10 protein-coding genes are annotated in these 12,645 nt (G+C 62.5%); 5 read left to right on the top strand and 5 right to left on the bottom strand.

Annotated elements, in window-relative coordinates:
* Nucleotides 1-148: 148 nt before the first annotated feature.
* Nucleotides 149-1,600 carry a TrkH family potassium uptake protein gene (locus tag BSZ35_RS11285; RefSeq protein WP_105012533.1) on the bottom strand — a complete coding sequence of 484 codons (1,452 nt, stop codon included), beginning with the start codon at nt 1,598-1,600 and terminating at the stop codon, nt 149-151.
* A gap of 365 nt (nt 1,601-1,965) precedes the next feature.
* On the opposite strand from BSZ35_RS11285, the gene BSZ35_RS11280 reads away from it, so the two are divergent.
* Genes BSZ35_RS11280 through BSZ35_RS11270 form a run of 3 tightly spaced genes read left to right on the top strand, consistent with a single transcriptional unit; the run spans nt 1,966 to nt 6,475 of the window.
* On the top strand, nt 1,966-2,613 hold the full coding sequence (locus BSZ35_RS11280; protein ID WP_105012532.1) for an RNA polymerase sigma-70 factor: 648 nt from the start codon (nt 1,966-1,968) through the stop codon (nt 2,611-2,613).
* Between the two features lie 58 nt (nt 2,614-2,671).
* Nucleotides 2,672-3,658 (top strand): FecR family protein, encoded by a 987-nt coding sequence (locus BSZ35_RS11275; protein ID WP_258096193.1) that lies wholly within the window; start codon nt 2,672-2,674, stop codon nt 3,656-3,658.
* A 42-nt stretch (nt 3,659-3,700) separates the two neighbouring features.
* Entirely contained in the window at nt 3,701-6,475 is a 2,775-nt protein-coding gene (locus BSZ35_RS11270; protein ID WP_105012530.1) for a TonB-dependent receptor, read from the top strand.
* Between the two features lie 25 nt (nt 6,476-6,500).
* On the opposite strand, the gene BSZ35_RS11265 is transcribed toward BSZ35_RS11270, so the two are convergent.
* The gene (locus tag BSZ35_RS11265; RefSeq protein ID WP_146110062.1) at nt 6,501-7,520 is read right to left on the bottom strand and encodes a LacI family DNA-binding transcriptional regulator; all 1,020 of its coding nucleotides are present in this window, start codon (nt 7,518-7,520) and stop codon (nt 6,501-6,503) included.
* 592 nt (nt 7,521-8,112) lie between these two features.
* Here BSZ35_RS11265 and rlmD point away from each other — a divergent pair.
* Nucleotides 8,113-9,519, top strand: a complete 1,407-nt coding sequence (rlmD, locus tag BSZ35_RS11260; RefSeq protein ID WP_105012528.1) for a 23S rRNA (uracil(1939)-C(5))-methyltransferase RlmD — start codon at nt 8,113-8,115, stop codon at nt 9,517-9,519.
* A gap of 111 nt (nt 9,520-9,630) precedes the next feature.
* Here the strand turns inward: rlmD and BSZ35_RS11255 are convergent, their stop codons facing one another.
* On the bottom strand, nt 9,631-10,014 hold the full coding sequence (locus BSZ35_RS11255) for a four helix bundle protein (RefSeq protein WP_105012527.1): 384 nt from the start codon (nt 10,012-10,014) through the stop codon (nt 9,631-9,633).
* A 183-nt stretch (nt 10,015-10,197) separates the two neighbouring features.
* On the opposite strand from BSZ35_RS11255, the gene BSZ35_RS11250 reads away from it, so the two are divergent.
* The gene (locus BSZ35_RS11250) at nt 10,198-11,208 is read left to right on the top strand and encodes an NAD-dependent epimerase/dehydratase family protein (protein ID WP_258096192.1); all 1,011 of its coding nucleotides are present in this window, start codon (nt 10,198-10,200) and stop codon (nt 11,206-11,208) included.
* An 18-nt stretch (nt 11,209-11,226) separates the two neighbouring features.
* Here BSZ35_RS11250 and BSZ35_RS11245 read toward each other — a convergent pair whose 3' ends face one another.
* Nucleotides 11,227-11,592 (bottom strand): DUF6616 family protein, encoded by a 366-nt coding sequence (locus tag BSZ35_RS11245; protein ID WP_105012525.1) that lies wholly within the window; start codon nt 11,590-11,592, stop codon nt 11,227-11,229.
* Nucleotides 11,593-11,931: 339 nt separating this feature from the next.
* Nucleotides 11,932-12,612 (bottom strand): fructose-6-phosphate aldolase, encoded by a 681-nt coding sequence (gene fsa, locus BSZ35_RS11240; RefSeq protein ID WP_105012524.1) that lies wholly within the window; start codon nt 12,610-12,612, stop codon nt 11,932-11,934.
* Nucleotides 12,613-12,645 lie beyond the last annotated feature (33 nt).

The following is a 12,645-nucleotide window of genomic DNA, read 5'->3' as shown; positions in this document are numbered from 1 at the left end:
GATCTCTTCTGTTTCGAAAATGAGCATCGGAGCAAAGTGTAGGAGAAATCATCAGCAACCTTCCTACCTTCAACATTTCTCACCCGAACAGGGATGCGTCCCGGGTTATAGCTGCTGACAGAAAGCACAAGGCCAGGGAGAAAGAATTTTAGCCAATCGCTACGTCCTCGTGCGCATACCGAAAGCCCCCGGCAATGCGTTTGGGCTCGCGTGCCATCGCCGCGACGAACGTGAGCGTCCCCACGCGCCCGATGAACATGAGCAGGATGGTCGTGATGCGCCCAGCCTCCGTCAACGCCCCGGTTGCGCCCATTGATAACCCCACGGTGTTGAAGGCGCTCACAGCCTCGAAAACGTAGGAGAGGAATGGAGCATCGGCGGCTGGCATCGTGTGCGGAATTTCCGTGGTACTGAAAACGAAAATGCCAAGCGCGACGATGCTAATCGCCACGATGAACAGGCTCATGGCCTTCTGCACCGTGCTTTCAGGGAGGGTGCGGCCGGAAATGCTCGTCGTGGGCTTGCCGTGGAGTCGCGACCACGCCAGAAGTCCGAGAATGGCGAACGTGGTGGTTTTCACCCCTCCGGCCGTGGAGCCGGGCGAGCCGCCGATCATCATGTAGATGAGCGTCAGAACACTCGTTTCCGTCTCCATCTGCGCGTAGTCGATCGAGTTGAACCCCGCCGTGCGGGGCGTTATGCTCGCAAAGAGCCCGTTCACGAGGCGCTCTCCCCACGACATGCCCGCCAGCGTACTGTCCCACTCGAATGCCGTGAATGCAACCCACCCGCCCACGATGAGGAGGACGGTTGTCCCAAGCACGAGCTGCGAGTGCACTGACAGCCGGAAACGCTCCTTCTCTCGATACACACGGCGCCACACGTAGAGCTCCTCCAGCGTGAGAAAGCCCAGCCCGCCCACCACAATGAGCGCCATCACCACCATCAGCAGCGGTAGGTTGGACTGAAAGCCCATCAGCGAGGTCGAGAACGTGGAGAACCCCGCGTTGCAAAACGCGCTGATGGAATGAAAGACCGATGGCCACACGGCGCCAGTCCACCCCAGTTGCGGCCCCCAGCAAACGTAAAGCAGCACCGCCCCGAGAAGCTCTGCGAGGACCGTGAATCGGAAAATGGCCCACGTCAGTTCGCGATAGTCAATCTCTTCCACGATCCCCGCCGCCCCACTCGTCAAGGTCTCCTGCCGAAGCGACATGCGTCGTCCCAGCACCACGATAATGAGCGACGTGAATGCAATGATGCCGAGCCCGCCGAGCTGAATGAGGAGCAGGACGTACGCCTGTCCCCAGGTGGTGAAGTAGGTCGCCGTATCCACCACAATGAGTCCCGTCACGCAGATGGCGCTCGTTGCGGTAAAAAGCGCGTCGAGCCAGTTCAGGGGCGGCCCTGTATAGAGCCCCGGCAGCACCTTGAACCCAACGGTTCCCGCCGCGATCATAAGCAGAAAGGACCCGACAAAGAGTTGAGAGGGCGAGAGAGCTCGCCAGAATGTACTCCAGAGCGATCCGTCGTGCTGCGGATCTTGACGCCACGGGGCCACTGAGCGCGTGGACGGCTGAGACGAGGACGGGAGAGACATGCGGTATGAGAACGGCTTCGAAAATCGCCTTTCTCATACGTACGCCTGCGCCCTTCGTGATCCCTCCCGTTTTGCGCTTCGCAGTGAGCACAGTTCCCCTGTTGCCCTGCCCCTCCCCGGCTTCTGTCGAAAAGCGGACCCGGCCCCAGAACTTCTCAAACCCTTCACAGGATCTCCCTTTCTCAAACTGGGTGTTCGCCTCCGACTCCGTGTCTACTTTTTGCCATCGCAGTTGTAATGAAATGGTTCTTTCCCTCGAAAGAGGTGATCGTCTCGTGTACGATCCCGTCGCATGATGAACCCTGCTCAGACGTCCCTTCGTTCCTGCCCGTCCGCTCTTTTCCCCCTTGGCCGGCCCCCGACCGATGGACGACCCTTCCCTGCCCGATTCGACCTCTGTCGACGCGGCGTCCGGACCTTCTCCCTCCTCCTCGGAGGCCGCGCCCTCGAATCCCCCGTCCATCGAGGGCCTGCAGGAACGGCTCGCCCATGGGGACGAGACCGCCTTCGAGCACCTCTTTCGACAGCTGTCCGAGCCCGTCTTCCGCTTCATCTGCGGCATGGTGAACGACGAGGCACTCGCCCACGACCTTACGCAGGACACGTTCGCCAAACTGTGGTCCATTCGCGACCGTCTGAACACAATCGGCTCGCTTCGAGCGTACGTCTTCCAGATGGCGCGCCACCGCGTATACAACCAACAGCGCTCAGAGGAGGTGCGTCGCGACAACCAGGCAGAGCTGAAACGGCTTCATCCCGACGCCTCGCCCCCGTCCCCGGACCGCACCCTCGACGCCCGCCTGCTCCAGGACTTGCTCGACGAATGGGTGGCCGAGCTCCCGAAACGGCAGCGGGAGGCCCTCTTGCTGCGTCGGCAAAACAATCTTAGCCACGACGAAATTGCCGCGGTGATGGACATTTCCCCGAAAACCGTGAACAACCATCTCGTGCGTGCAATGAAGCGTCTTCGCCGCCGCCTTTACAATCACCGTCCCGACCTCCGTTCGTCCTGACCGTTCCCCTCTGTTCCCCCTGCCGCTTCGCCCTGCGCCCACGGCCCGCGAGATGAATATGCCTCCTTCACTGCCTTCCGACTTCGACGAACTCACCGACGGAGACAATGCCTCCGACTACGAGCGAATCTGGTCCCTTCTTCAGAAATCCGACGACGAGCGTGCGGCGTCGTTCGATGTGGATGAGGAGTGGGACCGGCTGGCCGACCGACTCGACCTCTCCTCTGCCACCGAGGCCGAGACGCGCCGGGCCCCGGACCGGCCCCCGGCCGCCCAGCACGCGAAACGGCGCTGGACGCATCCCCTCACGGCCACGCTTCTTGTCCTTATGCTCGTGGGAATTGGGGGATGGTGGTGGAGCCAACCGGTGACCGTAACGACAACGCCCGGAGAGCAAACGACCGTGGGCCTCCCGGACGGCTCGACCGTTGAGCTAAACGGCGCAACGACGCTCACGTATCCCCGCCGCCTCTCGTCCATTCTGGGCGACGCGCCGCCCCGGCGCGTCACCCTCAACGGAGAGGCGTTCTTCTCGATCGTGGCTCGCAATCGTCCGTTCCGGGTACATACCGCCAATGCCCAGATCGAGGTGCTGGGCACGACCTTCAATGTTCATACCCAGCCGGGCCGACAGACGTCGGAAACAACTGTCACGGTGCAAACGGGGCGCGTGCAGGTAACCGGAACGGATGCATCGTCCGGAACAGGAGCCGTGGTGCTGGATGCCCCCGGTGAAATGAGTCGCGTACGCGGGAAGAACGCCCCGGTCGCGCCCCGGCCGATCGATCTCAAGTACGTACAGGCCTGGCGACAGGGCGGATTCGCAATGGCCGAGGCCCCCCTTCCGGACGTGCTTCGGGAACTGGAGCGGCGATTCGGCTCTTCGCTGACTCTTTCCGTGCCTCCTGCCGCAACCGATACAATGACGCTCCATTACGCTCGCGATGCTCGTTTAACGAACGTACTGCGCGACATTTGTCTGATCCAGGACCTCTCATACCGGAAAACGAGTCGAGGCTACGAGCTCGTACGAGACTCAAAATGATTGTCCGGGCCCCGCCCTTCCTTGCCGACTTGGCCTTCCGCCATGTGTACGCCGTCCCTCCGATTCCGTCCTCCGGTCTGGTCGTGGCTTCTGGTCGGCCTTCTGCTCTTCGGCCCCGCCCCCGCTCAGGCTCAGGTCCCCGATTCTACCGAGACCGACCGTTACACTCTGGCCCTGCGCAACGTCCCGCTCAATGAGGCCCTCCAGGCGCTTGTGACACGCACGAGCGTTGACCTCGCGTACTCCACGACGCTCGTGGAGGGAAAGACCGTCTACTGTCGGGCCCGTAGCGCAACAGCTGAGGGACTGCTGTCCTGCATTCTGGACGGAACCGGCGTGGAGTTTCTCCGAACAGCAAGCGGCAGCTATCTACTTGTCGCCTCGCCCGAGGCCTCGCCCTCGACAGGACGCATTGCCGGACGGGTGGTAGACGCTGCCACAGGCGAGCCACTCCCCAACGCCAATGTCCTGCTGGCCGACGCCGGCACGGGGACAGCCACCAATTCGGCCGGCCAGTTCACAGTTGCGCCGGTACTTGCCGGAATGCACCGCCTCGTCGTCACGTACGTGGGCTACCGCTCGGCCCTCGACAGCGTTCGGGTCCCCCCCAACGGACGCGATACCATTCGCGTGGCCCTCCGCCGCCGGGTCGTGGATACGGCCCCGATCGTGGTAGACGGGCTGCAGCAGCGACTGCCCTCCGCGTCGCTGGGGCGCACCACGCTCTCGTCGGACGCCCTTGAGCAGATGTCCGGGCGCGGGACGCCCGACGTGTTGCGGAGTGCAAGCCGACGGATCGGAGTCTCGCTGAATCGCCCGCTTGCCGAGGTAAACGTGCAGGGCGGGAGCAGCGGCGAACACGTGATGCGCCTTGACGGGGTGCCCGTACGCGAGCCGGTGAGCCTGGGCGGCCTTCTCAGTGCCTTCAGCCCTCAGGCGCTGGAACGCCTCACGGTGCACAAGGCGGGATTCGGAGCGGCACACGGAAGCTACACGGCTGGCGTGATGGACGCAACGCACGACCTCTCGCGCTCGGACGCCCAGTACGGCGCCGCACAGATAGACCCGCTCAGTATACATGCTCGTGCTGACCTTGAATGGCTGACGTCCTCTTCGTCCACAGGACAGGCAATGGGGGCCGTCCGAACGAGCGTGTGGGATGCCTACCGCGCCCCGTCCCTGCACTCTCTCCTCGACACCCGTACCACGCTCGACCGCGCTCTCGCCTCGTCGTGGATGGGCACGGTGGGAGCAAAAGACGCCGATCCAACGCAAACCCGAAGGGCCCACGTGCAGTTTTCGGACGTGCACGCGGCGGTGCGGCAGGAGTTGACCCCGTTTCAGCAGATCGCCGTATCGGGGTACCGGGGCCGCACCCGCTTGGGTACCGACGTGGCGAGTCTCCTCTCGACGCGTGACGGCTCTCGCCTCCTGCTCTCACAAGACCGATACAACTGGTCCAACACGGCCGTGCAGGGCCGTTACGAGTGGCTCGCCGGTAGCCGGGTGACGGGGGCGATACAGCTCCGGGGCAGCTGGCATGATTCCGATACGTTCTTCGGCTTCCGTCAAGACTCTCTGCTGCAGCACGCCTCTTCCCCTGCTCTCTCTCCCCCGTCCGAACGCGTCGTGGCGTCGCACTCCGGCGAGGGGAACCAAATCGGCGAGTGGGGCGGGCACGCTGACGTTGACGTGAGCCTGTCCCCACGCACACATCTTCGGGTCGGCGTAACCCCGCAGTTTCTGCACGGCCAGTTTCGCGTCCGAAATCCGTTCCTCGGCATTCTGGAGCACGAATCGAGCGACTGGCAGGTCGGCAGCTACGCAGAAGCGGAAGTGTCCCCCGGCCTCAACCTTACGGGCACGGTGGGCACGCGCCTCACCTACCTTCGCAGTCGAGCCTCCGTGTACGCCGAGCCACGGCTCTCCCTGCGCTACGACCAGTCGTCAACGCCACTAGGGGGACTCGCCGTACGGGTCGCGGGCGGGCTGTACCGGCAGTACGTGCTCCAATCGGAGATTAGCAGCGCCGGCCCCACCTCCGTGGTACCGTCCGTCCAGTTCTGGCTCCCCCTCGATGCCTCCCTCGCTCCTCCGCGGGCGTACCACACCACCGGCAGCATACTCCTGACCCCCACGGCCACGTGGTCGACTCGCCTCGAAACGTACTACAAGTGGCAACCGCGCACGCTGGAGGTCGACTACGCCGGGCTCGTACAATCGCCCCAGCCGACCGCCCCCCCGCAGCGCTCATTCGACACACAGTCGGACTTCGTCGCGGCGGGGCGCGGCCGAGCGTACGGTGTGGCCCTCCATCTCCAGCGGGACGGGGAGCGGGTGTCCGGCCGTGCGAGTATCGAATGGAGTGGAGCCGAACGCCGATACCCCGATCGGTTCGACGGGCGCTACGTCCCTGCCCCCTGGGAGCAACCGGTCCGGATCACCACTGGGCTCGACGTGGCGCTGGCGGGCGGTCTTACCGCCCGGGCGCACTGGCACGGCATCTGGGGACGCTCGTGGGCCTTCCGAGGCGCCTACTACGATTACCTCACCCTTGCCGGCAAGAACAAAGTGCTCAGCAACTACGCCCTCTCTCATCCTGGCCGGCAGACGCTGTCTCCGTACTCGCGCCTCGACCTGGGGCTCGACGGCAACACCACGATGGGGGACGTCCACCTGACGGCACAGGTGCGCCTCGTCAACGTCTTCGATCGCCGGAATGCCTTCGACCAGAGCATCACTCCGTCGCGCCCGGCCCCGACCGCCCGGACGCTTCCCGGCCGCCGCGTCCTCGTTCGCCTCGGCCTCCACTACTGACACAGCCGCCGGCCCGGAAAAAACGTTAGACTGGTGATTTCACGCCGGCCCCGCACGACTGACGAACGATGAGACGCGGCTGGAGGGTGACCGTCGTCGGCGAACGACCTGGATTCTGGAGGCGCTCCAACAAGATCTCTGCGGCCCGGCGTCCCATCTCATACCCGGGCTGATCGACGACCGTGGGCGGAGGATTCAGCGCCATCGGCCACGGCACGTCGTCGTACCCAACCACGGCCATCTCCTCCGGCACCGCCACACCGCGCTCGTGCAACGTAGACAAGACTTCGAGTGTGGTGAGGTTGTTGCCCGTAAACAGGGCCGTCGGCGGATCCGCCAACGCCAATAGTTCCTCGGTCAAAAGCTTCCCCCGCTCTCGGCGGGTCTCCGTCTCTTTTATCAGCGCAGGATCGACCGCCTGGCCGTGATCGGAGAGGGCCTGCTCATAGCCCTGTCGCCGCTCGGTAAGGGTCGAGATCCGCGGAATACCCCCGATAAAGCCGATACGCCTGTGCCCGAGTTCAAGGAGGTGGGACACGGCCTCGTAGGCCCCTTTTCGGTTGTCGGAGAGAATCGTGTCCACGCGTGCATTCTGCATCCGGCGATCGACGCACACCACCGCGATATTGGTCTCCAGCAATTGCGCAATCGCCGTGTCCTCGTCACAAACCGGCGGCACAATGACCCCATCAACCTCCTCCGTCTGGAGAATGTCGAGCACAAAGCGCTGCTTCTCCGGGTCCTCATCGGAGTTGCTGAGAAGGAGACCGTAGTCGTGGGCCTGGGCCACGTCCTCTACCCCCCGCGTGACATCGGCAAAAAATGGGTTCTGAATGTCGGGAATCACGAGCCCGAGAAGACTGGCCTTCCCCTCTTCCAACCGCAGGCGCCGGGCCACTCGACTCGGCTTGTAGCCCAACTCGTCGGCTACTTCTCGCACACGCTGCTTGGTTTGGGGGTGGACTTTTTCGGAATTGTTGAGGGCTCGCGACACGGTTGAAATCGACACGTCCGCTTCACGAGCAACGTCCTTAAGTGTGACCATGAACACGGGGGCGAGTCAATGAGGGTCGCACAACCGGTCGTACTCAACCGAAGCGGACCAGACGGAGTGGTTGGCCGCTTTCTATACCGGATACCGAGGATGATTCTGTACGTTGCTGCGGGAATGTCGGAACGAAATTGTCACGAGACGCATCTCGCGGCAGACGTTCCATTCTGGCTGACGCCTTCAAGTGCACAGTGCGCGGTCGAAGGGGTACTACAAACAAACAGTCGGGTAGACAAATGTTACCAGAAGAGAACAAGAATTCCCATGGATTCCCCCGGCGATCCTCATCTTCCCACCGACAACCGCCTACCGTTTTCTCTCAGGACCGACGGTCGCGACGATTCTTCTCCTCATCCGGCCCCATCTTCTGTGTACAGGCCTTACATTATCAAAGTCCATTCCGGATCGTCGGTGCGAACGCGGGGTGCCGCCAGCAAGAGCCTGGTCCTCCGCAGACAACAGCAGCGGCCGTATTCCGTATTTTCCCTCCGGGGTCCTTCCTTTTGCTGCCCCCCATCTGGCCGACGGTCGGCCCCGGACCTCCTCTACTGGACGTTCTGCCCCTCATCATTGACGAACGCCTCTCATGCCCCCTGTTACCCGAGGTGAGCTGATTGACCTCGACATTGAAAAATTTGCCGACAAGGGAAAATCCCTTGCCCGTATGGACGGCTACGTGATTTTCGTGGAGGGGGCCGTTCCGGGTGACCGCGTGAGAGCCTACGTGCACAACCCGAAGTCGAGCTACGCGGAGGCCAAGCTCGACACCCTTCTGACCCCCAGCGACCTGCGCACCGAGCCCCGCTGTCGCTATGCCGACGAGTGTGGCGGCTGCAAGTGGCAACACGTTCGCTACGAGGCTCAGCTGGACATGAAGCGGCAAAGCGTCCGGGAAGCGTTCGAGCAGCAGACCGATTTCTCGGACGTGGAGGTACGCCCGACGATCGGATCCCCGAAGCGGTTCTTCTACCGAAACAAGATGGACTTCGACTTCAGCGCGGACCGGTGGCTTACGCGCGACGAGATCGACACGGGCAAAGAGTTCGATACCGACTTTGCTCTGGGGCTTCACGTGCCTGGCAACTTCTTCAAAGTGCTCGACCTACAGGAGTGCCATCTGCACTCGGAGCTCAGCGTGCGGCTCGTGAACGGCATCCGCACCTTCGTGAAGGAGCAGGGCTGGGCACCGTGGGACATCCGCAACCAGGAGGGCTTTCTGCGCCACCTCGTCCTTCGCACCGGCGAGCAGACGGGCGACTGCATGGTCAACCTCGTGACGTACGGAGCGCCGGACGATCGGATCTCGGCATTTGCGGCGTTTTTGCAGAGAGACTTCTCCGAGGTGACGACCTTCATCCACACCAACCACACCGGCAAGTCGCAAAATCCGGAAGGGGAAGAACAGGTCGTCTTTGGCCCGGGCGTCATCTACGACGAGATTGGCGACTACCGGTTTGAGATCAGTCCCAGTGCCTTTTTCCAAACGAACACGCTCCAGGCGGAGCAGCTCTACGAGGTGGCGCGCGAGTTTGCCGAGCTCCGTCCGTCCGATCGGCTATACGACCTCTACTGTGGCGCGGGCACGATTTCCCTCTACATGAGCGAGCACGTGAACGAGGTCATCGGAGCGGAGCTGGTGGAGGACGCGGTCGCCAACGCGCGTACGAACGCGGAGATGAACGGGGTGGACAACTGCACGTTCGTGAGCGGCGACCTCAAGGAGCTGTTCACCTCTGCCTTCGTTGAGACGCACGGCGAGCCCGACGTTCTCATCGTGGATCCACCAAGGGCGGGTATGCACAAAGACGTGGTGGCACAGATCGCCGAGCTGGCCCCAGAGCGCTTCGTCTACGTGAGTTGCAACCCGCAAACCCAGGTGCGCGACCTGGAGCGCCTGCGCGACACGTACCGCATCGACGCGGTGCAGCCGGTGGACATGTTTCCGCACACGCCGCACGTGGAAAACGTGGTTCGATTGACGCGGGATGATTAGGTGAGGAATGACGAGTGAGATGGAACTGGATACCAGACGGGATCAGGCAACCACCGTAGAGTAGGAGAGTCGTGAGGATTGAGAAGCGAGGATTGCATGCTGCTTCCTCGATCACGGAGAAGAGCTACAGAACCCGTCAGCACGTTGAATCATGCGTCTGAGCATGGCCCCAATGTGATTCCAGGCGTCGTTGAGTTTCTCGTACTCGTCTTCATCGAGATAGCCACAGGACCGAGCATGATCGAGCCACGCCTGCGTTTCCATTGCCTCCCCTAGCGCCTGGTTCACCTTATTGATGAAGACAGCCTTGTACCGTCGACGTGCCCACGCTTCCGCCAGAAGAGCGGTGACGGCTCGGGAAGAACGACGGATCTGATCTGTAAGCGCATACTTCTCCTCTTTTGGAAACTGATGAGATCGTTCAAAGAGGACGCTGGCGTGTCGATGCGCCCGTCGATACACATTCAGTTCCCGAAAACTCTCGATCTTCGCCATAATGACTGAATGGATGTGCAATGTGCGCTGCCCTTTGGAGACACGTGGCACAAGCTGATCATAACGTTCGCCTCCTCAACGCCCCCTCAATGCTCGATCTTCTAGTTCCTCCCCCTTCGCCTCTCCCCCCTCGATTCTCAATCCTCGATCCTCGCCTCTCCCCCGGCAAGCCACCACTGAATCGTGTCTGACTCCAAGATCGCATTCGTCACCGGCGGGACCGGCTTCGTTGGCAGCCACCTCGTGGAAGAGCTCCTGCGCCGCGGAGTGAGCGAGATCCGCTGCATGGTCCGCTCCGATCCGAAATGGCTGTCGGACCTGGACGTCACCTACGTGCACGGCGACCTGTCGGACGTGGAGACGCTGTGGACGGCGCTCGACGGGGTGACGCACGTCTATCACCTTGCCGGCATCACCCGCGCCCCCGAATGGGCCTCCTTCTACGAGGTCAATGTGCAGGGCACGCTCAACCTTCTGGGCGCCGTCAAGCACGCCGCGCCGGACGTGGAGCGGATCCTCCTTACCAGCAGCCTCGCCGCAGTGGGACGCTGCGACGCCGAGGTGGCAACCGAGGAGCATCCCCTCCGTCCCGTCAGCCGCTACGGCAAAAGCAAGGCGCAAATGGAAGCGGCGCTGCGCGACGCTCACGACATGACGGAATCCTACTGGGAGGCTCTCCCGCTTACCGTCGTCCGCCCTCCCGCCGTGTACGGCCCGCGCGATCGCGACATCCTGGATTTCTTCAGGGCGGTCCAACGACACGTGTGCCCCGTCGTGGGCAGCGGGGCCGAGCGGAGCCTGAGCCTCGTGCATGCTCGCGACCTTGCCCGCGGCATGGTCGAGGCAAGTCGGTCGTCGCGGGCTGCGGGGGAGACCTACCTGCTCGGCGGCGAACAGCCCTACACGTGGAATGAGGTGAAGCGCGCCGCCACCGACGCCCTCAACACCTGGGCCGTTACGCTCCCGGTGCCCTCTCCCGTCGTGGGCGTCGTCGGGACGCTGGCCGAGGCGTGGGGAAAGCTCACTGGCACCTACCCGCCCCTCAACCGCGACAAGGCCCGCGAAATTCGCCACGCAATCACCGCCTGCTCCAGCCAGAAAGCGCAGAAGCACTTCGGGTATGCCCCCCGCATTCCGCTCGGAGAAGGTGTTGCCGAAACGGTGAACTGGTATCGGGAACAGGACTGGCTGTAAGCCGCTGCCGATCGGATGTCACTTGCGCCGCCCATTCACGTGCCAATGGGACGGGGGCGTAGACGGAAACAAAGACGCGCGGGTGCGTTCTGCTTCCGACGTTTCGTCGGCCCGGCGAAAGTAGCGATGCCATCCGGCCTCTTTCAGCATTGACTCGAGCATGCGAACCTGGGCCTCCTCCGGCATCACCCAGACGGCAAGGTATCGGTCGCTGCTGTGTACCGGATGCTGTGCCTCGTCCAGAACAAGTCCAATGAGTATGGCTCCTGCGTCGGCAAGGGCACGCATCCCCGCCTCCATCTGATCGAGATAGGCAATGCGTTCGGAAATGGGAAGTGCCAGCCATGCGGGCCGGGCAATCCATCGTTCGGTGTAGAGAGACATGGGAGAGAGGACGGCCAGGGAAGAGGGCAGTAGAGCTCTGAGAACCGCCGACGGCACCCTGTCGCTGGCAGAGATTTCTCTCTACGAGACACGTGTCCAGCAAAGCACTTCTCGGAGCACCTACAAGAACGGACGCCCAAAGCGCTGTCTGTAAGCAACTCTGGCGCCTCTCCCCATGCGCTGAGAGCCGATCGAATATGTAGTTTTGGAGAGTGCCGGCGGTCACTTCGACGCACGTCCCCATACCTCTCCCCGGAGTCCCGCCCCCTGGACGTCCTCAATCAGGCATTCCCTGCGACTCGGACGCCCCCAAACGTGCTTCTCCAGCGGCCCTCTCGACTACACTGCCGCTGTGGCAGCCTCTTCCTCCTTCGCTTCCTGATATTCTTCCCAGTCCTCCAGGAAGCGCTCCAGCCCCCGGTCCGTAAGCGGGTGGTCGAGCAGCTTCACCATCGTCTCGAACGGCATAGTCGCCACGTCGGCCCCGGCAAGAGCTGCCCGCTTCACGTGGGTCGGATGCCGAATCGAGGCGGCCAGCACCTCCGTTTCAAAGTCGTAGTTGTCGTAGATTTGGACGATCTCCTCAATCAACGTCATGCCGTCGGACGAGATGTCGTCAATCCGCCCGATGAAGGGGCTGATGTAGTCGGCCCCCGCCTTTGCAGCCACAAGCGCCTGCGTCGGCGAAAAGCAAAGCGTACAGTTGGTGCGGATGCCTTCGTCGTCGAGCGCACGGAGCGCCTTAATGCCCTCCTTGATCAGCGGAATCTTGACGACGACATTGTCGTGAATCTGGGCCAGCGTGTGGGCCTCTTCCATCATGCCGTCAAAGTCGGTGGCCGTCACCTCGGCCGAAACGTCTCCCTGGACGACCTCACAGATTTTCAGCACACGCTCGTGAAAATCGACGTTGCCCTCGGCCTTCACAAGCGAGGGGTTTGTCGTGACGCCGTCGAGGACGCCCATATCATTGGCCTCGCGAATCTCCTCAAGGTTAGCGGTGTCGACAAAAAATTTCATAGCAGAATGTACAGTTCAATTCAGCAGTTCTGG

Origin of the sequence: Salinibacter sp. 10B (genome assembly GCF_002954405.1) — a bacterium.
Classification (GTDB): domain Bacteria; phylum Bacteroidota; class Rhodothermia; order Rhodothermales; family Salinibacteraceae; genus Salinibacter.
Note: the sequence above shows the minus strand (reverse complement) of the source record. Positions and strands in the feature narration are given on the sequence as shown.